The 25,575-nt window shown below is 42.9% G+C and carries 19 protein-coding genes and 1 tRNA gene; 6 read left to right on the forward strand and 14 right to left on the reverse strand.

The window, feature by feature from the left end; genetic code table 11:
* Nucleotides 1-468: 468 nt before the first annotated feature.
* The 4 genes from J7I42_RS17245 to J7I42_RS17260 all read right to left on the reverse strand — a co-directional run bounded on the left by J7I42_RS17245 (nt 469) and on the right by J7I42_RS17260 (nt 3,547).
* Nucleotides 469-1,446: a hypothetical protein gene (locus J7I42_RS17245; protein WP_209140084.1), complete on the reverse strand. Its 978-nt coding sequence runs from the start codon at nt 1,444-1,446 to the stop codon at nt 469-471.
* Between the two features lie 185 nt (nt 1,447-1,631).
* Nucleotides 1,632-1,838, reverse strand: coding sequence for a hypothetical protein (locus J7I42_RS17250; protein WP_209140085.1), 207 nt, complete (start codon nt 1,836-1,838; stop codon nt 1,632-1,634).
* A 159-nt stretch (nt 1,839-1,997) separates the two neighbouring features.
* Nucleotides 1,998-2,531, reverse strand: coding sequence for an FEKKY domain-containing protein (locus tag J7I42_RS17255; RefSeq protein WP_209140086.1), 534 nt, complete (start codon nt 2,529-2,531; stop codon nt 1,998-2,000).
* 299 nt (nt 2,532-2,830) lie between these two features.
* A complete protein-coding gene (locus J7I42_RS17260) occupies nt 2,831-3,547 on the reverse strand; it encodes a 3-ketoacyl-ACP reductase (RefSeq protein WP_209140087.1) in 717 nt (238 codons plus the stop codon).
* A gap of 256 nt (nt 3,548-3,803) precedes the next feature.
* Here J7I42_RS17260 and J7I42_RS17265 point away from each other — a divergent pair.
* From J7I42_RS17265 to J7I42_RS17280, 4 genes are all read left to right on the forward strand, one after another.
* A tRNA-Pro gene (locus J7I42_RS17265) sits at nt 3,804-3,877 on the forward strand.
* A gap of 294 nt (nt 3,878-4,171) precedes the next feature.
* Nucleotides 4,172-4,342 (forward strand): Arm DNA-binding domain-containing protein, encoded by a 171-nt coding sequence (locus J7I42_RS17270; RefSeq protein ID WP_209140088.1) that lies wholly within the window; start codon nt 4,172-4,174, stop codon nt 4,340-4,342.
* A gap of 46 nt (nt 4,343-4,388) precedes the next feature.
* Complete coding sequence (locus tag J7I42_RS17275; protein ID WP_209140089.1) at nt 4,389-5,414, forward strand: site-specific integrase; 1,026 nt, start codon at nt 4,389-4,391, stop codon at nt 5,412-5,414.
* Nucleotides 5,415-5,742: 328 nt separating this feature from the next.
* Nucleotides 5,743-7,185 carry a P-loop ATPase, Sll1717 family gene (locus J7I42_RS17280; protein ID WP_209140090.1) on the forward strand — a complete coding sequence of 481 codons (1,443 nt, stop codon included), beginning with the start codon at nt 5,743-5,745 and terminating at the stop codon, nt 7,183-7,185.
* A 97-nt stretch (nt 7,186-7,282) separates the two neighbouring features.
* Here J7I42_RS17280 and J7I42_RS17285 read toward each other — a convergent pair whose 3' ends face one another.
* The gene (locus J7I42_RS17285) at nt 7,283-8,218 is read right to left on the reverse strand and encodes a hypothetical protein (protein ID WP_209140091.1); all 936 of its coding nucleotides are present in this window, start codon (nt 8,216-8,218) and stop codon (nt 7,283-7,285) included.
* 401 nt (nt 8,219-8,619) lie between these two features.
* Here J7I42_RS17285 and J7I42_RS17290 point away from each other — a divergent pair, with 401 nt between their 5' ends.
* Entirely contained in the window at nt 8,620-8,967 is a 348-nt protein-coding gene (locus J7I42_RS17290) for a helix-turn-helix domain-containing protein (RefSeq protein WP_209140092.1), read from the forward strand.
* Nucleotides 8,968-9,330: 363 nt separating this feature from the next.
* On the opposite strand, the gene J7I42_RS35685 is transcribed toward J7I42_RS17290, so the two are convergent.
* From J7I42_RS35685 to J7I42_RS17305, 3 genes are all read right to left on the reverse strand, one after another.
* Entirely contained in the window at nt 9,331-9,738 is a 408-nt protein-coding gene (locus tag J7I42_RS35685) for a HEPN domain-containing protein (protein WP_209140728.1), read from the reverse strand.
* The gene (locus J7I42_RS17300; RefSeq protein ID WP_209140093.1) at nt 9,627-9,932 is read right to left on the reverse strand and encodes a hypothetical protein; all 306 of its coding nucleotides are present in this window, start codon (nt 9,930-9,932) and stop codon (nt 9,627-9,629) included. Before J7I42_RS17300 ends, J7I42_RS35685 begins: the two co-directional genes overlap by 112 nt.
* A 318-nt stretch (nt 9,933-10,250) precedes the next feature.
* Complete coding sequence (locus tag J7I42_RS17305; RefSeq protein WP_209140094.1) at nt 10,251-12,581, reverse strand: S9 family peptidase; 2,331 nt, start codon at nt 12,579-12,581, stop codon at nt 10,251-10,253.
* A 431-nt stretch (nt 12,582-13,012) separates the two neighbouring features.
* Here J7I42_RS17305 and J7I42_RS17310 point away from each other — a divergent pair, with 431 nt between their 5' ends.
* Entirely contained in the window at nt 13,013-13,759 is a 747-nt protein-coding gene (locus J7I42_RS17310; protein ID WP_209140095.1) for an energy transducer TonB, read from the forward strand.
* A 5-nt stretch (nt 13,760-13,764) separates the two neighbouring features.
* On the opposite strand, the gene ltrA is transcribed toward J7I42_RS17310, so the two are convergent.
* The 6 genes from ltrA to J7I42_RS17340 form a co-directional block, all read right to left on the reverse strand.
* Nucleotides 13,765-15,018, reverse strand: coding sequence for a group II intron reverse transcriptase/maturase (ltrA, locus tag J7I42_RS17315; protein WP_209140096.1), 1,254 nt, complete (start codon nt 15,016-15,018; stop codon nt 13,765-13,767).
* Between the two features lie 1,162 nt (nt 15,019-16,180).
* On the reverse strand, nt 16,181-16,948 hold the full coding sequence (locus J7I42_RS17320; protein WP_209140097.1) for a formylglycine-generating enzyme family protein: 768 nt from the start codon (nt 16,946-16,948) through the stop codon (nt 16,181-16,183).
* Nucleotides 16,949-17,161: 213 nt separating this feature from the next.
* Nucleotides 17,162-18,433: a DUF6624 domain-containing protein gene (locus J7I42_RS17325; protein ID WP_209140098.1), complete on the reverse strand. Its 1,272-nt coding sequence runs from the start codon at nt 18,431-18,433 to the stop codon at nt 17,162-17,164.
* A gap of 500 nt (nt 18,434-18,933) precedes the next feature.
* Nucleotides 18,934-20,001, reverse strand: coding sequence for a PorP/SprF family type IX secretion system membrane protein (locus tag J7I42_RS17330; RefSeq protein WP_209140099.1), 1,068 nt, complete (start codon nt 19,999-20,001; stop codon nt 18,934-18,936).
* A 7-nt stretch (nt 20,002-20,008) separates the two neighbouring features.
* A complete protein-coding gene (locus J7I42_RS17335) occupies nt 20,009-23,647 on the reverse strand; it encodes a T9SS type B sorting domain-containing protein (RefSeq protein WP_209140100.1) in 3,639 nt (1,212 codons plus the stop codon).
* Between the two features lie 145 nt (nt 23,648-23,792).
* Complete coding sequence (locus J7I42_RS17340; protein WP_209140101.1) at nt 23,793-25,547, reverse strand: hypothetical protein; 1,755 nt, start codon at nt 25,545-25,547, stop codon at nt 23,793-23,795.
* Nucleotides 25,548-25,575: the final 28 nt, after the last annotated feature.

A 25,575-nucleotide genomic window follows, 5' to 3' on the forward strand; every position in this document is an offset into this window, starting at 1 on the left:
TTCAGCTTAAAAAGCCCGACCAACCTTGCCCACCCACCTGTGCCGCTACTAGAAGCTATTCTAGCGTCTGCTTTCCCTCCTACCGCCACATAACCCACCCGACACGCCCAAGGCGCCCTAAGGCTTATTATCGCCGAGACGCTACCAATAGGAGTATAAAACCATCCCATCACGTAGCCAGGTCCTGGTCAGATTCTCTCAACATATTCTAGACATATTCTAGTCAGATATACTAAAACAGGCCATTTCCCCGGTAATAATGCCACTGTAATCCCACTAGAATGCCACTGTAATCCCACTGTGGAGTGCCATTTTGGTGCAATTCCGGTAGAATTTTGGTGGGATAATTAGGCGGAATCAGGCTTGTTTCAGTATATCAGAAGTGAATCTAACAGGACTAACAGTTTATGTCTACAAAGGTCTGAGCTATGATTAACTAGGGAAATAGCCGGATATGGCACCCTATGGTCACAGATCATACCGGTACAAAAGCGCATATGACCGGCGGTGATACCCGGAGGAGGCGATTGGAGGCAGGTTGAAATCGAAATACCCGGCAAACAGGTGCCGGCCCCATTGCAACTGCAAATTGGGTTGCACGGCCTGGTGAAAGCTCACTCCTAAACCGGCTGACAGATGAAAGGCTGAACTGTCATTGACATTGATCTTTCTGATGCCCCGAATGCCAATGTATTGTTCAGGAGAAGAAGAAGAACCGCTGACCAGGGAAAAATTTCCATAACCGCTGATCTGTGTACTTTCATTAATGGCACCGGTATAACCAGCCTGCACGCCGAAAGTAGTTGGCAAGGTAGTTATGTGGTCCCATTCTGTGTAAGGGTGATTGATATAACGGGTGGAAAAACCAACAAACCATTGTTGTTCTTCTGTAGTATGAAAAACGGATGCCCCGGCGTTAAAAGTAAAATACCCGAAATTGTAGCCAGATTGGAGGGGATCTCTTTTTATAGCCCAGGACATTGCACCTGATCTATCGAAATCAGCAGGAAAACTATAATAACTCCCTGTATAACCTACCCTGTTGAAAGAATAATTTCCCTGAAAGCCGATGGCCATATAAGTGTTATTATAATCGAGCGGCAAGGCATACGAAAGCGCCAGCATGGCTGAAGAAGCCTTCATCAGGTTATCACTGGCATTATCTACATTCAATCCAGCCGTAAGCGTGAAAAAAGGAAAGGTATTCGACACCGTTTCTATATTCCGTTCAAAAACCAACTCAAGGGTTATCGACTTGCTTTTGGTTGAAAGAATACCCGGATAATTGACATTATGAAGCATTACATGGGTTACCGGTAGGGTGTCGGTCTTAAGTGCCGGGTTGTACCAAAGCTTCATTTGTTCAATTCCCAGGGCATGAGGGTCCTGCGCTTTTGTAAAAACGACAATACCGAAAAATGCCATGAATGATAAAAACCGACGCATGAGATGATTTGGGCAACCATAACGAGCGGGCTATTTCTTTATTATTGCCAGGCTGTATTTGCTGGTTACGCAACTGTTAAATTACCAAAAGCCGAGATAACATACTGTGACTTCAGCATTTTTCTTTTATGAGAAGTAATTGACTGGAAGGAGCCTTTATAGAACCCGAGTTATTTAGAGATGAGCTATTCGTTGTTAAAAAGAACAACTGCCAGCGTCATTATTACCAAATGGGCGATATAATCGAATATTCCCCAAATAAAAATAAATTTAACGCCACCCCAGAAACTTTCCGGTCCCACCCAACTCCAGGCCCACACACCACAAAGAATAATGAGTGCGATATGAGCAATTACTACAATTAAAGCACCGAAAGCAGATAATTTATTCATAGCGTTTAGCATTAATTTTTTATAAATACCTGTTCAATCCAGGCCAATCTCTGCTATACAACTAACGCCAACGAATAATTATAATTGTGAGGTTGGTTTTACTTGATATAAATCAATTTATACTCAAGTTGGCCAGATAACCTAAACGGAATGATTTAATTAATATTCCTTAGGACTTATTGGATCCACAAACAATTCAATCACATCACTCTCTTTGGTCACGGTTTTCGTTGCCAGGTTAACAGTAAATTTATAATAAGTAACTTTTTGCATTTTCTCATTCTGGTATCTCCAACCATAAGCCTTTACCGAAAAAATGTTTTGGCCCTCAACAGGTTCTGTTGAAAAGCGATGTCCCTGGTGTATATAAGGTTCCTTTTTTACAAGCGCTTCTGCCTCGGCGATCAATTTCATCATGGTATCAACCTGCCTATTAAATTCTATTTGCCATCCCTTGCCATGCCGCTGTTCCAGTATTTTATTTACTCTTTTATTCTCCTTTTCTACACTATCTTCTAATTCCTTATCAACCTTACAGCCTGCAACAACAAGAAGAGAAAAACCATATTTTTTGGCTACAACATTCTTTGCTCTGCAATATTGTCCATTTATATCGCCATAAAGAAGTCTCTTTAATGGAGCATCAGTCTTGTTTGTTTGTGCTTTACAGGTGAGCGCGGAAAAAAAGATCATAAGAAATAGTAATGGCCGGATCATTCAACTTAATTTTTGACAAGATGCAACAAATTTAGATCTGCTGCAACAGGACAAACCTGTACCATTGGTTGATTTTTTCCGGATTTCGAAAAATGTCTTTAACCAATCATACTATCCGCCCAGAAGCCAGTACCGGGTTCAGGACCTTGAATATGTGCAGGGTAATGGTGCCCGCTACAATCTTAGCGTAGGTTTTAAATTTTAAAATATTTCTCAGGAATTAAGCGAAGGGGGTGTCCACCGATGGCGGACACCCCCTTTTTGTTATTATAGCCTTATGGATTGGTCGAATAAATGCTCGCCTCTTTAACAAAAACCCTTCTGTTGAGCTTAAGCTGCGCAATGATCAGTTCAGCAAAATCTTCCGGGTGCATTACTCTTTCCGGATCGCCTTTGATCAAATTAGCACTATTTGCAAGGTCAGTAACTACTGTACTGGGCGCCAGTGCGGTTACCCGGATATTATGCTTTCTTACCTCCTGCATCAGACTTTCAGACAAACCAAACACGGCAAACTTTGAGGCAGCATAAGCACTGGTTACGGGACTGCCCGTTTTACCAGCCGTGGAAGAGATATTGACAATATCGCCAGTCTGGCGCTCGATCATTTGCGGAAGTACGGCACGGGTAGTATAATAAACGCCAAATACATTTACTTTTATCTGCTGCTCCCACACTTCAGGCTCCAGTTCCAAAAAATTACCAAAGGTTGCAGTACCGGCATTGTTGATCAGGATATCAACATTACCCAAAGATGCGTTCAGCTTTTGAATAGCAGATTCAACTTCAGTCCTGATACTTACATCGGCAGTAGCCCAGGCAGCTTTCACTCCTAGCTTAGTGATTTCCTCTGCCACTGCTATTACATCCTTTTCTGTTCTGGCCATCAGTCCAACGTGCACCCCTTCATTAGCCAAAGCAAGCGCGATGGCTTTACCAATTCCTTTCCCGGCACCAGTTACCAATGCCACTTTTCCTTTTAAATTTTCCATACGTTTATTTTACTGCAAAAATGCAGCAAGTTATCTTAAGTGCATGAGAGATTTCAACAGACAGACGAAAAAGTCGTACTTTGATGAGTAAGACGGTTTTAGTTATATTTAACTACCGAAGTATCATATTTCGGGCAGTAGCGCGGCTCAGAGAAAATCAATGCGACGAAGGAGCATTCAATTTTCCTGATCCCGATCTCGGCTGAGCCGAGACGGGACCACGGGTAAGCGGGCTACCTGATGAATGATGAAATTTCGGGCAGTAGCGCAGCCCGGTAGCGCACTACGTTCGGGACGTAGGGGTCGCAAGTTCGAATCTTGTCTGCCCGACTAGTAAGGTTAAAATCTTCACCAAAGGCGCATAAACTCCACTGTTTATGCGCTTTTTTTCAAGTTTTCATATCAGTTTATTACAAAGTTGTTCAAATCTCAGGTGAACAAAGAGGTGAACAGCGGTTCGAATAAGAGGTGAACATAAATTTGTTCACCAGAACCGATATATACACCTGGTTGTCAAACTATTCCGTTAGTGAGATTTGATTCAATATGGTGTGTTTTGTATTCATTTTTCGTGTTCGGTAAGCGATTAAAGAGCTGAATTCATTCAATCAAAATGAAAACAGTATGAAGAACACAAACACATTCGGCGTTCATTTCACATTGCGCCAGAGCCGGCAGGTTAATGGCAAATCGCCTGTTTATGTAAGGATCGTTGTAAATAAGAGCCGGTGCGAGCTGGCTTTAAAATGCTATTTGAAGAAAGAAGATTGGAACACTGCCCGGGGGGCTCGCTAAGTCAAAGAATGAAGATCTAAAAAAACTGAACACCTATCTCGAAGAAGTGCGCGCTAGGATCATAAACCACTACCGCAGCCTGGAACGGCAGGAAATGGCGATAACCGCCGAAGCAGTCAAAAACGCTTACCTGGGCCAGGGCGAACAGGTAAAGCAGAAAACACTGATAGAAGTGTTTACGCAACATAACAAAGAAATGGCAGCTTCTCTGAAATGGGGCACCATGAAGAACTATTTCACCACAGCCAAATACCTGAAAGAATTTTTAACCAACAGGTTTCCCGGAGGTGATATCATTCTGAAGCAACTCAATTATGAATTCATTTCATCGTTCGAGTTATATGTACGCACCAATCCTATTCATAATGGTGATCCCTGTACCCAGAACGGCACCATGAAGCATATGGAAAGATTAAAGCGGGTGATAAACTGGGCTTGTAAAATGGATTGGCTGCACAAAAATCCATTTGATCAGTATCAATTAAAATTCAAACGGAAAGAACGAGACTTCCTTACAGAACTAGAAATAAAGGCCATCGAAAGCCATGTATTTGTTACCGCTTCCTTACAGGAAGTAAAAGACCTGTTTGTTTTTAGTTGTTATACCGGTCTGACCTATTGCGATCTGATTGAATTATCACCTGACCAGATAGCACCGGATACTCAGGGCCGGTGCTGGATCTACACAAACCGGATGAAAACCGAGATCCGGGTAGACGTCCCTCTCCTTTTACATGCACTGTCAATCCTGGAGAAATATAAAAACCATCCTGCAGCCAACCAGCGGCAGAAGGTGTTTCCCTACACTTCCAACCAGGAAGTAAACCGGCAGTTGAAACTGATTGCTGAAGCTGTCGGTATCAAAAAGCACCTGACCTTTCACCTGGCCCGGCATACCTTCGCTACCCTCCTACTAATGAACGGCGTTCCCATAGAAACTATTAAAAAGTTACTGGGTCATACGAAAATCACTACCACTATGATCTATGCGCATGTGGTGAATGCGAAGGTGGGAATGGATATGGATGCGTTTGAGAAACGAATGGATTTCATTAAAAATCCGGGGCGTTGACAAAATTTAATATGAATTAAAACGTTGATAAATAAGATACTTATGTAAAATTTTAAAATTAGAAAAAGGATTAATAAATTGCAACAAAGTAAATTGAATAATATATTTATTCTAAATATATTATTTTCTTTTTTCAAACATAATTCCCAACCAATATTGTACGACTCCCATTTACAAGGACAGTTAGTAGGCTGTTGCCCATTGGATAGATTGTGTGGTTGATCCAACTTCAAATTATCTTTTCTTAAACGCTTTTTAACCTTAGCCTTCATCTAAATATAATAGCTGTAGGGCTAAACATTATAAACTAACAGGAGAAATTTTCCATATGATTGAAACAGATAATTTTTCGAAACTTCGAACAGATCTAATAAAAGAAATTGCTACAAATTGGAAACTTGAGGCTAAATCTGAAGATGTCGGCAGATACTTTTATCATATGAATGAAGTTGAGGCTATCATAAGCGGTGCCAAAAATTATGTTATCGGAAGAAAAGGAACAGGTAAAACGGCAATTAGTGAATTTATTCTAGGTTTAGGAAAAACCCAGAAAGGAATATTTTGTGAAAAACTTTCATTCAAGAATTTTCCCTTTAACGATTTGTACGAGCTTTCGAATCTTAAATATACACCTCCCAATCAATATATCACCCTTTGGAAATATTTAATTTATAGTGTTATTTGTCGATTAATGTTAAAAAACAATAACATTAACAGCCAAGTAAGAAAAAGCCTGAGCTTGTCATATAATACCGACCCAATAACAAATTTGCCTGTTGTGGTTTCAAATTGGACGGATGCTAATTTTAAGTTACAAAACGATACCAAACAACCAAGTAATCTCTCATGGATAGAAAAGGTTAATATACTCGAAGGCATTATTCAAAAAAATCTAGATAACGAAAAGTACTATATTATATTTGACGAACTAGATGAAGATTATCGAGACATAAAGAATATTGAAGAATTTAAACCATACAACAATTTAATTACAAGTTTATTCAAGGCTGTTCAGGATGTTAAAAACATCTTTAGACTTTCAAGTCTTAATATCAACCCTGTCATTTTCCTTAGAGACGACATTTATGATTTAATTAAAGACACGGATAAAAATAAATGGAGTGATTATAAAATAGAAATTGATTGGGATGAGAATAAAATAAAAAGACTACTCGCTTTTAGAATCAGTAAAGCTATTTCAACAAGTCAGCATGTTTTAAACTTTGATAAAGCATGGGAGCTTATTTTTCACAGAAGTGCTGTTAGAATGGGTGACAAACAGTCAAAAGAAATGCACACATTTGACTTTATTGCGAGAAGTACACAAATGAGACCCCGAGACTTCATTAAATATATCCAAGCATGCGCGGAAGACACCTATTATAATCATGGCCGTTTTATATATCCTCAAACAATCAAACAAGTCGATAAGGCTTTCTCTAATTATCTTAAAGCTGAAGTGGAGGATGAGATTCAGGCGATTCTACCAGATATTCCTCAGATTTTTCAAGTCTTATCGCAAATTAGAAAGTGGAACTTTACAGTTCAAGAATTTAAAACTGCTTTTGCAAATTATGTCCAAGCGGGAACTATTAAAGAAACAAATATGGACTTTGTGATACAAGCATTATTTAATTTTAACGTTATCGGCAATCTACCAAGGCAACGCCAAAATCAATTCTTTCGTTATAAAAACAAGGAAGCGAGGATAAACTTCAACGAAAGTATAGTTGTACATCGAGGCCTATTCAAATCACTTCAAATATTATGAGATTTTCAAGAGTGTTACATGTATCTCACTTTACGATTATCATATCATGTATAGATGAATAATGTATTTAATTCATCTATACATGACTTATTGCAATTTATTCGAAATGTTGCCTGATATTTTCACTGATGTCAGAGCAAGCTTGTGTCAATAGTTTATCAGATGAAGAATACTCTTTATAAAGTATTTTATGCCTTATGTCCTGTTTGAATTTCTTTAGTCTTTTCCACTCTTCAACTGATTTTTCAAATTCAATTGAATCGAAGGACATGTTAGGAGCTTCTGAAAAGAAATAAGCCATCCCAAGAGGTGGATTATTGGTAGAAGAATTATTGATTGCAAACAATAATTCTTCGGCGGTCCCTGACTCCTCTCTTTTTACCGAAGTAGTAGGATCAATAGTTGGTGTGCCTAACTTATGTTTAAATACAGCTAAAACAATATCAACCTTTTTTAGCACCTGCTTGTTAATTATGTCTTGACCGTAACCGGATTGTGAAGCTAATTCTTCCCACCCTCTTATGATAATTCTTTTGCCGCATTGTGATTCAAAACCTTCTCGTCTAAATTTGGTTTCTAATGAATTTACAAGCAGCTCCCTTTCGACTGTTACGTCTGATGGGGAGGCTATAAGAATGTGGATTGTTTTTCCATCCAAAGCTTTTCTCTTTTCGGGATTTACTATTGCTGATAGTCCTTTATCAAGCGAGATCGTTGTCGCGATCCCTGTAGAACTTAACGCTGGGTAATTTGTGCTAAGTCTTAAATCTTCTATAATAATCGTGATTATTTTTTTAAAATCTTTTAGGCCGCCTTCGAAGTAGAGATTATGGTCCGGGGCAATATCGGAAAAATAAATAAGTGGAGCATAATTTATGGAGTTAAGATCGTTTAAATAATGACTTTGATCTCCGAAAAACTTTCGAACGTACATTTTTGCCCTTTCCTCAATTAACTCAAAAAGCTCTCTATTCGTGTAGTTTATCTTGGAAGTTTCTAAAAGAAGATCCTCAAAAAGTTTCAATTGATCCATAAATGTGTTGAAATTTTTAATTTTAGCTAAAAATAACACTTATAGATTATTTTTTTACCTATTTAGTAAAGGAACAGCTTAATCAGTAAGATGTTCGGCATTTGTAATATCTAGTGTAAAATTAACATAGGGGAGTTTACCTAAACCTGATTGCAGGATAGGCGACATTTCCAATATGAATCATGCTCGTTAGCTTTGCATTACCTCTTTGTTTTCGGTATATCGATACCGTAACCTTGGTGTAATACTACTTTTTAAATTATATTATAATTGTACGAGAAACATTGGATGTTATAAATATTTAGCCACCAAATGAATAATTATTTTCCCGAGCCTCGGGTCTAGCTCGGAAATTTCCTCCTTCCGGTAACAGATATTTGAAGGATATAAAATTGTACAAAATGAACAACGTGCATAGTTTGTATCCATCTGGTATAAGGCCGGTGAACCGTGACCAACTGGTTACCCTGGCAGATTTGGAGGCATTTAAAACCAGCCTGCTGGTAACTATAAGGCAAATTCTAACAGAAAATAAAGGGCAAACAACTAAATGGCTCAAATCTTACCAAGTCAAAAAGCTGTTGGGTGTTTCAACAGGCACCCTTCAGAATCTGCGAAATAATGGCACATTGCCATACTCCAAGATCGGAGGCACCATTTATTATAGTAGTGATGAAATAAACAAATTACTTCAGGAAAAAGACAATTTTCATAGGACTATTAGCATGGATTCAAGACAAGCCAAATAAGGAGTAAAGGGCCTGGAAGTAATATACCATCCACTGTAAATGCAGAGGGTGACCGTGCACCGGATGCACGGAGCAAGATGTAGTGTTGTTGACAACATGAGGTATAGAACCAGTGCTATTACTAATCTCTTACTGCCAATGCAGCGTTTGACCGTGCTTAGGGTGCACGGAGCAAGATGTAGTGTTGTAATCAATACTGGATTGGATTGAAAGAAAAACAATAGTTGTAGATACCTATACATCCTGCAGTGGGCGCTATACGCACACGCAACGGACCAGCAATGCCTTTTTGTAGCCCGCCCCTTTTTCTTTTCATCAGCAACCCTAATAGTTTAAAATATTATTGTTGAAAATGTGGTATGTTTAATCGTACGTGTTTCCAGTCAGAATTAGGCTTTCAAACGCTTTCAGCCTATCCTCAAAAGCTTGTTCCGTTTGTGTGAGAATGGCATTTACACGGTCAAGTAGCAGCATTGCCTGATCCTGGCCAATTTCATATTGGGAACTATACCTTGCAGAAACGTAGGCCGTATTCAGCAAATCGAATAATTCCTTTTCCTCGTCAGTGTTTTTAGGAAAAATGGTATCCAGGTCAGGAACGCAAAAGCAGGAATGCCTAATTAATGATTTCAAATTATGTCCGTAGGCTGTCAATCCAGTTAGGGAAACCAATAATGCACGAAGTGCATGTTCTGTTGCTTGATGTAATAAAAAAGCCGCTGGTTTATATTGGTCAGTGGTCGCGAAATATTCAGCACCTCCAGGAAAGATTTTGCATTAAGAAAAGCATCATCGAAAATGTTCCGGGCATGAACCTTTATGGCAGAAATGTCCATATCAGGCTTTTCCGGCAGGGTTACCCGTTTGTTATCATACACCATTAAATCTGCTGAACAGGCGGCAGAATAGAAAATGTGTCCTTCCGGGTTACTTTCATGCAACTCGATATAAAATTGATAGACCATTTGTCAGCGTAGATTTTATTTTTTATAAAGTCTTTCACCAGGTGGTAATGGCGTTCTAACCGGTTGGCATATTCTTAGTCTGTTTGAAGGATATCTTCGAATCATTCAAATTTATTGAACACTAAAAGAGGAACAACTCAACTATATGATCTGTTCCTCATTTTATTTTTTCCAGATAAACCAGATATTTAAGAATCAAGTCGAAAAGTTGAGCAACGAATTTTCACCAACCAATTGACCGGTAGCGCCAAATTGCAATTACATTCGTGTCCGCAACTACATGGCAGCTTTTTCAATCTGGCGAACGTCTCTGTAATCCTACTGCACACTATTCCTTGGATCTGTTTTGATTTCCATCAGGTATTCTTTGGGTGGTTCAACGCCTAATAAGTTTTTTACAAAATAGTCCCAGCGGCGGCGCATCATATATGGCGAGTATGTACCATAGCCATGCGCACTGTTGGGAAAAATAACCAGGTCATAATCTTTATTCGCCTTTTCCAGTGCTTCTACTACCAGCATGGTATTGGAAGCAGGTACATTGTCGTCCATTAATCCGTGGGCCAGCATCAACTTGCCCTTCAGGTTCTTTGCATACACCTGGTTGGCCTGTTCGGTATAGTTATCCGTACCGTCTGCATTTTTTGTCACCAAACCAATATAGCGCTCGCCCCAGTCGTCTTCATAGTTGCGGTTGTCATGGTTACCGGATTCTGAAATACCCACTTTAAAGAAATCGGGGTAACGGAACATAGCACATGCAGTTGCAAAACCACCGCCTGAATGCCCCCAGATCCCCACCCGCATGGTGTCCATGTAAGCATAGCGTTGTGAAAGTTGCCGGATGCCGCTTACCTGGTCTGGCAATGTATTTTCTGACATGTTGGGGAAATACATATCGTGGAAACTTTTTGAACGCAATGGATTGCCGCTGCCTTCAAGCACTACTACAATAAATCCAAGTTCAGCCAGGGATTGGTGATCGCCCCTGGATGCACTAAAGGCCCAACTGCCAACACTTCCGCCCTGCGGACCGGGATAAATATAATCTATAACCGGATATTTCTTTTTGGGGTCCAGTTTGGTTGGTGTAAAAAGTAAACCATACAGATCAGTTGTACCATCGTGCGCTTTCACCGTAAAAGGAACAGGCGCTTTCCATCCCAAAGCGGTCAATCTTGATACATCTGTTTTCTCCAGTGTAACAATTGTTTTACCTGTTATAGCATGCAACTCTGATACGGCTGGTACATTGGGTTTAGAATAGGTATCAATAAAATAATTTTCTGATGGTGATAAAACAATCTGATGCGTACCTTCCGCTGGCGTGAGCAAGGTTGTTTTCTTTCCATCAAAACTCACTTTATACAACTGGCCAAAGTAAGGGTTCTCCCGCTGTGTGCCGCTGGCCATAAAATACAATTCGCGGTTTTTCTCATCTACCTTGATCAAACGTGTCACCAGCCAGTTGCCTTTGGTGATCTGATTTTTCAGCTTTCCGGTGGTGGCATCGTATAAATATAAATGTCCCCAGTTGTCTCTTTCAGAATACCAAATGATCTCGTTGGTCTTTGGTAACCATCGCCAGCAGATGGTGCTTGCGCCCGATTCAAATTGCGTGGTAACTGTTTCCTCAAACACCTTGTGCACCTCACCGGTGCTGGCATTGGCAATGCAGACCTTTTCCTGTTTATGATCGCGGGAAGTGGAAACAAACGCCAGTTGTGAACCATCCGCACTCCAGTCTATATCACTAAGAACGCCACTGCGGCTGATATCATCACCCAACGAAGACCGGTGCGGGTCTGGCGGTACATTCAATACAATTACTTTGGGTGTATCCACATTAATAACTACCCGTTGTATCATGGGAATCTCTTCATCGCCAGGCAATGGATATTTCCAGGCACGCAACTTAGGGTGCCCCACATTGGTGGTGATCATATACATATCCCCTACTTTGCGCTGGTCCTGTTTGAACGTGGCTATCTTTTTTGAATCGGGCGACCAACGCAGTATAGCCCTGTCACTGCTGGTCCAGCCTGCATTGTCTGTAGCATAACCAAAATCTTTGATACCGTCTGTTGTCAACTGGGTTTGCTGGCCTGTTTTTACATTCCGCACCCACAAATTATAATCTTTGATGAATGCGGTGCGACTGCCATCGGGCGATAGCGCATCATTGCCATTCCTGCCTGTCTTATCTGCAGCTGCATCGGTATCTATAGTACAGGTATAAGTTTCCAGATCACATTTCCATAGCTTGCCACCCACACTGAAGAGGATGGCCTTTCCATCAGCAACATAGCTGAAAATCTGGAAAGGCAGCATAGCAGGCTTATATGATTTTCCGCTGGCCGTAGACAATGCCGCCGCCAGTTTTTGCTGATCAAAAGCGGCTGTGCGGGTACCTTTGTTAGGATCAACGAGGATATATTCACTGCCCTGCGCTGTAAGCGTCCGATACCAGAACCTGTCATCCTTAATCCAGTTGGGTATTACGTTGCCATGGTCTATGAATTGTTGGGTATTGTATGCCATAAAGCTTTCCGCATTGGCATAGTCTTTTGCAGTCAATACAGTGCCCTGTTGCGCATTGACCGCTAAAAGTGTTATGCTGCCAATGAACATAGATAAAAATCTTTTCATAATATCTACTTAACAGTTAGATGATTGTTTTTTGCAAATTATAGTATTGGCAGCAAAATCGGGCGTGAAATCCTGCCGAATATCACTGGTTTAAAGCCACTGGAACATTCCTAACCTGTTTTTAAGTACCATAACGACCAGTTACTTTCGTAACCAACGTGATGGTAATTCACTTCGAAAAAGAAAAGTTACGGGTATAATTTCAGTGAAAGAACGGTTCCAGTCTTCTGAATTTTACAGGATTCATGAAGCGATGACTTTTACAGTTACTGTCCAGACGAATATATTCCTTTTTATAGATATTGTAACTCAATGACAATCCATATGTCTCCATTTGAACTTGTCTTTTTAAATTGGTGATTTAGTCGGCATGGTTAAAGTATTTTGGTGAAATTGACTAAAATTAATAATTTGTCGACCTGATTTACGCTATGAAACATTTAATCTTTTTGCTGTTTTTGGCAGCTACTACCCTACCCTTATTCGCCCAACGTATTACCGAAACACAATATTTTGATAAGAATGATGACAGCACCCGTAAAGAAAATGCAGTTACCTATTCTTTAACTACCTATACAGATTCCTCCAAAAAAGTTTATACAGTCAAAAAATATTCAATCAAAGGACAGCTGCAATCTGACTTTTCCTTTCGCACTTATGGGGTTCAGGTTAAGTACGATGGGAACTATATTGTTTACCATGACAACGGCCACCTAAAAATAAAAGGTGCGTATATAAGAGACAGATTACAGGGTGAGCTTACCAGTTGGTATGCCAATGGACAAATTAAAAGGAAAGATGAATATGTAATGGATTCATTGATAAGGGGACATTGTTATACAGCTACCGGTAAGGATACTACCTGGTTTCCCTTTGATGTTGGTTTTACTTATGGCAATGGGTTACAGGAGTTATTTCAATTCTTTGGTAAGAATATTCATTACCCTATAAACTCTCTAAAACTGGGCATTCAGGGTGATGTGCACATTCTGTTCACTATTGAAAAAAACGGAACCGTTTCCCATGAACAGGTCCGCAAATCAGTAAATGAGGAGATTGATGCTGAGGCGTTACGGATATTTAGAGTTTTGCCGCCAAACTGGAAACCTACTTTGAAAGACGGCGAGCCACAACGACAACAAGCTATACTCCCTGTTTCATTTAGAGTAGAAGGATAAGGAATTCAAACCTCCTCCGCTTCTAATAAGTGTTGATGTAATTGATCACCCCCTTCCGAAACATTGCAGCAAATGCAACAGCTTCGTCTGGGGTTGACATCCACTGTTGAGCAGATCGAATGCAGCGCTGCGCGCAATCTCACCAAGGCATAATGGCCTCGAAGCTTTTGGTTCAGTTCGGCAATCAGTAACGGCATGCTTAATTTGTGCCTGTTGAGTTTGATCCATTCACTCATTCTTTTCAGTGAGGCATTCAGCTTCTTGCTATTGGTCTTACGTTTAAGGATACGTTTGCCTTTGCGGCTCATGCCCATATAATGGGTGAAGCCTAAAAAGTCAAACGTTTTCTTGTCCTGACCTGGTTTTCCCTTTTCTTCTTCCAAATCTAACAGTTTGGTTTTTTCAGGATGCAATGTCAGTCCATGTTTCCCTAATCGCTTAGGCAGTACCTGCATTACCCGTGTCGCATCTTCCTTGTTGGTGAACCCTAACAGAAAGTCATCAGCAAAACGAATAAGAAAGCTATCTCCTTTCAGTAAAGGTTGTATCTGCCTGACGAACCATTCATCCAACACATAGTGTAGATAAACGTTACTGATCAGTGGTGAGATGGTTCCGCCCTGAGGGGTACCCTCTGTCGGATACACAAGCTGCCCGTTATCCAATATACCGGCTTTGAGCCATTTATCGATCATCTTTCTAATCACGCCGTCTTTTATCCTGAGGTCAAGGAACTCACGCAAGTATTGATGATTGATACTCCCGAAGTAGTTTTGCATGTCAGCGTCTATAATATAGCGCATTCCTTTCCAACTGATCTGCCGGGTTAATTCTTCCAATGCCTGGTGTTGTGATTTACCTGGCCTGAACCCATACGAGCTGGGATAGAACATATCCTCATACACCGGTTGCAACACCCTGGTTACTGCCGTTTGCAGCAGCTTATCTTCTACCGTGGGCAGGCCCAGTGGCCTAAGTTTTCCATCACCTTTGGGTATAAAGACCCGCCGGATGTTAGGTGCCCGGTAGTTACCGCTTTTAAAGGCTGTTAGTAGCTGAGGGATTCTTGTTTCCCGTTGTTTGTGATAGTCTATCCATGTTTCTGCATCCACGCCACTGGCTCCTCTCTTGTTCAAGGAGTCAAAACTTTCTTGTAGCAGTGGTACATCAATAAACTCATGCAGGTTCGTTAGCGCTTCAGACCGGTATTTCCTGGCCCGCTCTGCTATCTGCATTTCTACTGTTAACATCTTTTCCATGTCTCTGGTACATTAGGATGTTTCTAAAATGCAATTCCGTAAACAGGCATCCCCCTTCCTTACTAGGTGGCTTTCATGGAACTGATTTCCCACCGTTCTATCAGTACTATGGGGATGCTAAGACTGCCTCCGCCCGTCTCCTTTCCTGCGATTTCTCTTGGTCAGGATACCTCCCGGCACCGCCTTTTTTTATCGCTTGTCAGGGTGGCGATACATACCCTGTAAGCCCAGACTGTTCTGGTTCGGTCAGTCCTCGTTAACCGATTTTCGGTTGGAGGCGGTAGGCTCTCCTGTGTTCCCGTACTACCCCTGTCTGCCTATGATATGTTCTCAGACCCCGGCCGAATCTCCCCAACTCGTCATAGCGCTGGTTTGATGTTGTCCTAATCTATCTAACAATCAGGACTTCAGCATGTAGGACAGTTTCGAGGCTCAATAGCATACCCTCAGCAGTCGCTGTCTACGCTTCGTGCAGGTATCTCTACCTACTACGCAAGACTCACTTCCGGTGGTTGACTAAACCTTGCCGGACAGGATTGGTTACCTGTCGGGTTGTGTTGAAGTGTTTCATTTCTAAATCCCCACTTCACGGGCTTTGCACAGCGCGATAGACATTTGTCCAGTTGGCCCGACTTAAAAACATCAAAACCCCTGTAATTACAGGGGTTTTGTATTGTATGTAGCGAATTTTTAGCGAATAATTTACTTCCTTCGGTGAAATATTGTTTTATTTCTTAGTCAGCCTTTTGATACTTCCCATTCTTATTATTGCTTTGGTTTGATTCATTCAGGACTAGAGAATAAGTCTTTCAAAAGAGTAATATTACTTACAGCGCATATACAAATGTTATAATTGAACTAAACCAAATGAACTTATGGCTGGAAGAAGATATCCCATGGATCAAGTCAAATTCTTGGGGGATTAGTTTGTTAAGCATAGATTTTAGCGAGTCTGAATAAGAAGAAACTGATGTCTCTTGCACCTCTTGCAGAGGCCCTAATACCATTCATTGCGCCATCATACCAATCAATGGCATCAATTTCTGAATGAAGTGGCTTAACACCTCTGTTTAGATTATAGGAAATCATTAACATAAAACACTTACTTTAATCGTTGTCCAAAAATTGAATTGAACATATCTGCTACCTCCTGAGTTACTTTTCATTGGATGGACTGGGCGAGCACTACACGAAAGCCGTAGCTAACGAACCCTTCGTCCGGCAAGGCGTGGTGGCGGGTAACCACCGTGCAAAGAGCGGCGGCGCTGGCCCAACTACCGCCGCGCAATACGCGGTGAGAGCCGCTGGACGGGCCTTTGGGATTGGTTTGCGCATCGTAGGGATAATCGCCGTACCAGTCCTCACACCATTCCACCACATTGCCGCTCATATCGTAAATGCCCAACTCGTTGGGCTTTTTGCCCCCCACCACCTGGCTTTGGTCATGGCTCCATCCGACTTCTTCCAGGTTGTCGCTTCCTGCGTAAGTATAACCATTGATTTTTTTACCGGGCTTTGCCGAGCTTTTAATACCGCCCCTTGCCGCATATTCCCATTCGGCCTCGGTGGGCAAGCGGTAGTTGCCGCTATGCACTTCGCTCAACCACTTGCAATAGGCTTTGGCATCATCAAAACTCACGTACCCCATAGGATGCTGATCGCTCCATTTCCGTGAGCTCACATCGCGCATTTTGCGCCCCGTGGCGGTGCAAAATGCTTTGTATTCGCCGACAGTCACTTCGTATTTGCTGATGTTAAAGCTGCTTATTGTAACGGTATGAATGGGGTGTTCATCACTAGGTCCAACATAGCTGCCCATGGTAAAACTGCCGCCCTCTACAAAGACCATTTGTGGTTTGGCGGGCGTTTGGCCGAAAGCTGAAACCGTAACAAAACCGGTTAAAAGCATTGCGAATGTGTACTTCTTCATTCTGGTTGTTTTATCTAAATTTTCAAAAAAGGAACGAAAACTCTTAGCGATGGCTTATTAACACTCTTACCTTTTGTTTTATTGTCCCATCCTGCCCCTTTTGGGACGGGGATGTATTAACAGGAAATTATTTTCTTCTGGCAGGCGGCTCACCACATGCCTGATGAAGCCCTTCAAATGATTGGATTTGAAGGGCTTTTCAAAGTAATCTTCCTAAAGACGACTGTAAATGCTTTCCCATCTGGGTTCTTTATAAAGTATGCTGAAAGCCGGCTGCGCTTTTAGCTTGTTTTTGCTAAGCGCATGCCTCAGATATAAAAGGTTCAGAAAATCCAGAGCCATGGATTTAAAACGGGAATTCTTGGTTTGGGCTGCAACACGGGAAAATAATATGGCTGCCCGAAAATTCTCAATATTGTTCATCCCGCCTGGAATCATGGACGCCTGATCATAGCAATCATACATTTTCTCAAAGTCTTTTCTTCGGTAAAAGTAGGTTGCACTATCTATTAAATTGCAGGTGTTTTGCCGAACGACGGAATCCCTTTTTTTTGACGCGGCGACAGATATATTCTTATAATCAAAACCGTATGTCAAAGCATAAAGCCTCAAAGGAAGCATGCCCATGGAATTCCTTCTTTCGTCTACACCATCTTCGCCTGCAATACTCCTGAAGCCGGTCGCTTTTCCATGCGCTGTCCAGTTAACCTGTGTGCCATACAATTGCCTGTAATTCAAATTGCATTGAACCCGGTCATATAAAAATGCGTAGTTCTCAAGATTGACTTCTCCGGTTTTTCTTAATTTTTGCATCGCGGAAAGAGCTGCTTGCTGCAACGCTAGGTCGTCGTCGGCGTGCTGGACTATCAACCAGAAATTGTTTTGCCCGTCTCTACCGATTTCTGATATTTTCGGCCAGCCGTATTGTCTAAATATAGCCTTCACCTCGGCGCGGTTGATCGAGTCTGCAACATGAATATCATGGGAAATCCTTTGCCTTTCTTCCTTGCTGCCTGCTTGTACCTGAGCATACCTTAATCTTTGATCTGTAAGAGCCATGCGGTTAATTGTTTTACGCAAGGAAGGTAAAGCCAATTTTTCTTCATATTTTTTTTCTGAGGAAAATGCGTTTTCTTCCACCTTTTTCCATTTCTCCGGAGATACCGTTCTCAAATACTCGAAATAAGGATCGAAGGCCAATTGGTCGGCCTCCGTCCACCCCAGCTTCAAAGACAGGTTTATATAATAAAAGCCTTTATCCATATTGCTATCCAGGGAATTTACGCCTGCAGCCTTGTAAGCATTCAATGCATTGGGCTGGTGGCGTGAGAAAGCCTTCTCAAAGCAGGCAATAGCGCTCTTGTAGTCCTTCTGAAGATGGAATAAACTTGCGCGGGCTATCAGGGCCTCGTAAATAGTGTCCGGTTGCGCTTTCGCACAGGACATGAAAATCAACGCGGTAAAAATCTGTAAGAAAATTCTCATGCAATCGGATTAGGCTAAATAATTGTTTCAAATATAGGTCGACTCTCTTTATTTGACGAGGACATAAAACCTGTTTGATTCCCTGTAAGTTTTACTATGTTACAACTCCTTTCAGTTTCAGGTTTTTAACATATGCGTAAACTATTGAATTTTAATCAAATCATTCATAAGTAGGTTCCGGGTAGAGCGGTTCGTTTCCTCCCCGCTCCCCCACAGCCCCGTGCGAGCAGCTTTCCTGCACACGGTTCCTCCATTTACGGTTTCGCTAAAAGTCGGCTGTGATCCTGAATTTGCAATAGTTCCTGTATCAGTATCATGAATTTTTCATTCAACTGAAACAGGAAGATCCATGTTTAGATGATTTATATACTCCATATTTAGCTCATCAACTAAGAATTGCACCAACGGGAGTCTAAAAAAGCATGGTTATGTACGAAGATTTCCTGGAGGCCTATAAGTTTATTAATATTTAAATTGCTGAATTCGCTTGTTTGGCTACATTACCATATATTCCGGGGACAGGTATCGCCAAACCGGTTGCCCAGCACAAATCCAATCAATATTTCATGCGATCCATGGCTCACAGTGTTTAAAACCGAGGTGGTAGCATCATATGAATACCCGATGTTTATGGTCTTACTGATATTAAATCCTGTCATGGCATTGAACCCATCTTTAAACCGATACCCGGCTCCCAACCAGATCACATCACGATATTGTAGTTTGGAATTAATGTCTATTCCCATAGCCATTGGCCTGATATAACGTACCATAACCGAGGGCAGCATACTGATATCATCATTCAGAAAAAAACGATAACCTGCCGTTACAAAAGTATGCGGTATCCAGATCCCCTGTTGCCTGTTTATTGTATCTGCTGACTGTATGGTGCGTTCGGGAATAATCTGGTGAAAGGCCAGGCCGGCAAACCAGTCGGCACTATACAACCAAAGACCGGCGCTTACATCCGGTTTCAGTTTGTTCAGTTCATTGCTGGATACAACAACCGGATCAACCGGGTTGGCTGTTCCAAAATACAATTTGCCGGTTTGTACGCTCAGTTGGGCAATACCGGCGCTTACGCCCATTGATAAAGTGGTATTGGGTGAGACCGGTAAATGATAAGCAAAAGTGCCACTCGCCGAAAACCGGTTCAACACACCAGCACGATCGTTCAGGATCGTAAGCCCTACCCCGCTGTGCGCAGGCGGCGCTTCATAGTTTTGCCAGTAAGCCTGCCCGCGGGGGTTCTCTCCATCCGGCTGCAAGCCTGTAGGTGTTATACGTCCGTAATCGTCTTTTTTTAAAGGCGTATGAATGGTTAAATAGGTGGTTACAGGCGCTCCTTCCAGCCCTGCCCACTGATGCCGGTGACTGAGTTTTACATCTGTGTAATTTTCAATACCGGCTACTGCCGGATTTACAATATAGGTATTGAGGATGTATTGTGAATAATGCGGCCGCTGTTGCGCAGTAACGGTAAAAGCAGTTAAGCATACCGGTACAAAAATAGCAGGGCGCAATAATAGTATAAAGCGAGCCAGGTTATAACTGATACGGAATTGCATATACTTTTTATTTTAACAAGGTTACTGAACCGGAAAATTTTGGCCGTCCGTTTTTCAGATCAATGATGTAATAATAGGTTCCCATAGGCAGAGGTTGTCCATTTATCCGTCCGTCCCAGCCGTTGCCACGCTGGTAATTCGTGGTATTATAAACCGGTTGCCCATACCGGTTAAATACCTGAATGGAAGCACCTGGAAATTTTTCCAGGTAATCAATTTCCCAGCGATCGTTGATGCCATCTCCATTGGGTGAAAACGCATTGGGTACCAAGAACTGATCAACTACCATTACCTGAATGGTACCTGAACTGGTACAATCTTCTTTCGAGGTAACAGTTAACCGGTAAACTGTGGTAGTAAGCGGACGTGCTATGGGATTAAGAATGGCCCCATTGTTCAGATCGAATGCCGGCGTCCACGCAATAACACCAATAGTACCGGTAGCGGTAGCCTGTAGTTGCGCCATATCGCCTTTGAGAATGGTGGTACGGTCTGAAGAAATAGCTAATACCGGCAACGGGTTTACATGCATGCGAATGGTATTTGAATATACAATTGGGTGCAGGGTGCAGGTCGTATTGCTGGTAAACCGGCAACTGACCTCATCGCCGTTTTTCAGGGAGCTGCTTTTAAAAGCAGGATTGCCTCCACCTGCCGCCGTTCCATTTAACAGCCATTGCCAGCGGGGAGCAGTACCACCGTTTACACCCGTTGCCGTAAATTCCACTGCTGTTCCTTCACAAATGGGATTAACCGAAGCAGCTATGGCAACGGAAGGGGTTAAAAGCGGCATTACCGTAACTGGCGCGTCGACACTGTCGGTACACCCTGCTGTATTAGTGGCAATAAAACGGATCGTTGCGGTGCCTGTCTGTAAAGCAGTTAGTTTACCTGCCGCATCAATGCCGGCCAGATTGGGTTGAAGGCTTTTCCATACATCCGTTTGGCGCGTAGTGGTATTGTTTAATTGCAAAATACTTTGTTCACAAACGGAGAAGCTATTGCTGGCCGACGTAATGGGTTGCATTGCCGGCAGGCCGTTTACTGTTATGGTCACATCCGTACTGTCGGTACATCCTGCTGTATTGGTGGCAATGAACCGGATGGTGCTTATGCCCGGCGAAACAGCCTGTACATTTCCTGCATTGTCAATAGCAGCCACCCCGGGCTGCAGACTCTTCCACTGAAACCCGTTGTTCAGAGTAGCATTGTTGAGTTGAGTGGTCTTTTGCAGGCACACACTGGTATTACCAGTAGTTGGAAGCATAACAGGCATTGGTTTCACCACCAGGGTTGTAAGGGTACTGTCGCTACAAGCCGTGGCAGCGCTTATATCTGTGACAATGCATTTAACCACATCGCCATTATTTACAGCAGCTATAGCATATGTTTGGTTATTACTACCAGTATTAACTCCGTTCAACTTCCATTGAAATTGGGGGGAAGCAGCCGATGTGGCAGCTGTAAACGTTTCTGCCACATTGCCGCAAACGGGGTTGGGCATGTTCGACTGTAAGGTTACCACAGGGTTAGGGTTCACGGTCATGGTGATGTTATTACTTATTGCAGTGGGGCTGGTAACGCAGCCTGCATCTGCAGCCACCGTCAAATTACAATTATATACATCGCCCTGTTGAACAACAGGCGGACTGTACGAATTGCCTGTACCTGATGCCACCCCATTACGGCTCCATTGCAATACCGGGTTTGTTCCGGCATTTACAACAGAAGCCGTGAAGGTGACAGGTGTACCCGCGCATATCATAATATCAGGGGTTGCAATACTAACAGTGGGTGTATTGTTAGCATTAATTACAATGTTGTTGGTAGTGCTGGAGCAACCTTCCTGCGATTTTACCACCGCATGATACGTACCTGCACTGACCGCTGTAAATGTTTTAGAAATGCCTGAAGATTGAAGCGAGCCATCTTTATACCAATTAATGGCAGCAATATTGGCAGTGGAGCTAACCGTAAGCAGGCTCCCCGCACAGGTAGTAGCAGAGCCCAGGGTAGCGGGCGGACTAACTGACATGGTTATGGTATTGCTGTTCACGTTCACCGGAGTAGCGCACACCGCATTGCTCGTGAGCCTGCACCTTATTATGTCGCCATTGTTTAATGCAGTCGTAGAAAGCTTATTGCCAGTGCCGGCATTATTACCATTGATGGTCCATTGGTAACCGGGTGATGTACCGCCATTTACCGGGGTGGCGGTGAATGAGGTTGGCAATCCGACGCAAAAAACATTCGTGCCCGCATCAGGTGAAATGGTTACTGAAGGAACAGGACTTGGCAAAACACTTACGGCAAGGTTAACTGTATTTGAACGGCAACCGTTGCCACCGTCTACAGCAGTTACCTGGTAGGTTCCGCTATTAGCTGTAACAGGGCTTTTGATCACCGGATTTTGTGCCGCCGAAACGTACGACGAAGGGCCCGTCCATTCATATAAGGCGCCGGCTGAACTATTGGCAAACAGATCAAGAGCAATGCCTGAACAAACAGGGCTGTTGGATGATACCACCGGAGTTGACGGCCCAAGCAGTACGTTGATGCTATTGGTGAATTTTACCGTGCCATCCAGGTAATGTACAAAGGCAGTGTACCAACCTGCTGAGGTGGGTGTAAAGGTCATATTCACATCCGGACTGAATCTTTTTACACAATGTGCAGGAGCAGCCCCTACAACATAAAGATTGCCGGAAGGATCAGTCTGTATGCCTCCACTTCCCCAGGTGGTTATCTGGCGCGGGGTGGTACTGCCTGGCTCCAGGATATATGCCCCGCTTGAATTGGAAAAATAAAGATAGCCGTAACTATCCCCGTAGATTGAACTATAGCTATCAAAACTAAAATTAGATACAATAGGAATGCCGGGAAATCCTTCTGTAGATAAAAACGGGAAATACATGATGCGGTCATTATCTACATCGATCACATACATATTTCCCCCCGCGTCTACATAGATATCGCCGGGAAAATTTAACTGGTTGTTTGCATTGCCCGATGAGTTGGTAACACCGGCCTTTACGGTGGCAGGCGTACCAGTATTAAAAAAAGGCGGATATGCTTCCACACGCTGCCCCCAATAATTAACTACATAGATAATGCCGCCCGGCCCCATCCCCAACCCCTCTGCTCCACCACTTATATTGGCCACCGTAATTCCTGCCGGCCATTGGGTTATTCTTTTTCCCCAATGTTCCGAAACAAGTATGTTACCAAGAAGATCGATCTGGATATCCTCAGGCCAGTCGAGGCCGGTTGCTACAGTTACACCGGAGGTATATGGCGGGTCCCATCTTTGCACCCGGCCAGCACTCCGGTCGGTTACGTATACAGATCCGGTTGACGTTACAAATATTCTTTTTGGAAAACCCAACTGGGTAGCCGAACTGCCATACGAACCTTCGGTTCCGGCAACCACCACCGGGTTTACCCACTCGCGGTAAGTGGTTTGTTCTATCGAACTGTAGTTCTTAAACCATTCTATCTTGTAAATTTTGGACGCATCGTCCATTAAGGTCAATGGAAAATTGGTACAGGGGCCACCAGCGCCCGTTGTAATGGTTTGAGCTTTGGCTGCATGGTCATATAAGATCAATGAAACGGCAATGACCAGGGCATGGACAGTTATTTTCATGGAGTTGAGGGGTTTGCAATACAGGTTATTGGGATTTAATAGTCGTGCAAACCTATATGGAGCAGCTGCTTTTTGCAAGAATACCAACGGACAAATGCGGATACGCGGGGCGGACAAAACCGGACAAGCGCCCGTACAGTTGAGCTTATGGATTGGTAGACAATAGATTAAACAGGTATTCTTCTACGGTAACCGGATCAGGCAGTTGTAAACGCTGTTTTAGCCTGCGTTTGCTTCGCTGCACACTTTCCCGGCCAATACCTAAGGCGCTGGCTATTTGAAAAGTATTGAGTTGAAGAAAAAGTAGTGTAGCCAGCCGTTCTTCGGCGGGTGTGACCTGGGCGATCCGTTGCCGGAGCCTGGTTAGAAAATCAGGATAGGCTTTGGCAAATTCAACCTTGAATTTTTCCCATTCTGTATCTGTGAGCAGGGTATATTCCTGTAAGTTTGCCTGAATAGCCTGTTGATTTTGTTGCTGGTCGAGGTTGTTGAGCTGCGCCTCCAGCGTTTCGATCAGGCTGTTCTTTTCTATAATATGATTCGTAAAACCGGTTATCTGCTCCCGGGCTATCTTTATTTCCTGTTCTGTCTGCTGCTGTTGCTGCCTGATCTGTTGCAGGGTATATTTCTGTTTTAACCGGCGCCTGTTATAAAGCAATAGAATGATGAATGCAGTCAAAAAAATACCTGCGATAATAACATTTCGGGTAGTTCGTTCCTTCTGCAGGGCCGCTTGCGATTTGCTGAGCGATGTGTGCAATTCATCAAAAGCGATCCTCGCTTTCATAACAGACAATTGCAACTGGCTCAGGGTACCCGTAAGGCTATCTTTATGCCGGTGATACAATTCGAAATAATGAAAAGCGCTGTCTGTTTGGCCGGTAAGCCTGAAAATGCCGGCTATTCCCTGTGCAGCCTGTACGCTGTTCTCGAGCGAGCCTGATGCACAGCTCCAGTAATACGCCTGGCGCCAGGCAGCGAGGGCAGGCGTATATTGTTTTCTGTTGTAGTAAATGCTGCCCAGGTAGTTCTGGGCCATGGCTATATTAAGCTGATCGCCGTAATCAACACTGCTTTTTAAATAGGATGCTACCAGGGGAAAGGCCTCCTCATATTTTCCCTGCAGGACCTTGATATGACCAAGATTACCTTTGCCTATTCCCAGCCACAATTCCTTTTTACGGTCATCAGTAGTAGCGCTGGGAATATGCCTGATCAGGTTTTCGTAATAATAAGCAGCACTGTCGTACTGCCCCAGCCTTTTATAACAGGCGCCCAGAATATCCAGTTGATATACGTACACCATCGGGTCATAATGATTCCGGTCGGTAATTTTGGTATTCAGGCAATCCAGTCCATAAGTAATGCTTCGCCTGTAATCCTGGTTCAGGTACAGCGCCCTGCTCACATCAAACAATCTGGTATACACGTAGAAAAAATGCTCCAGGCCAATGCGTTTCTGCAGCTCAATGGCTTTGAGATTGTACAACAGATAGTTTTCAGGACCGGCCATCCCGGCATATAAACTATATATTTCAGCAGCCAGTTGATCATCTTCGAGCTCACCGGCCAGCCTCATGGCCTTTTGCATGAGACCAATATAGTGATCTGTTGGGTAGTTAAATTCAAGGGCCCCAAGGGTTTGGTATACAATACTGCGAGCTTCCAGTCGCTTGTCGGGATGACCCTGTAAGTATTGAGAAAGCTGACCAATAACCTGCAGATAGTGAGCGGTATCTTTTTTCCGGTGCAATGAATCGTAGAGGACCTGCGCCCGGGAACTTTGGGAAGTATCAATAACCTTCCAGGCTTCAATAAAGGGTTTAATAAGGGATTGCTGCGCCCTGACGCCAAAACATTCACACACAAGCAGCAAAACAAGTGAAAATATAAATTTCATGAATGGTTGGGGTGGACGCTAAATTACA

The organism is Niastella soli (assembly GCF_017742245.1).
Taxonomy (GTDB): Bacteria; Bacteroidota; Bacteroidia; order Chitinophagales; family Chitinophagaceae; genus Niastella; species Niastella soli.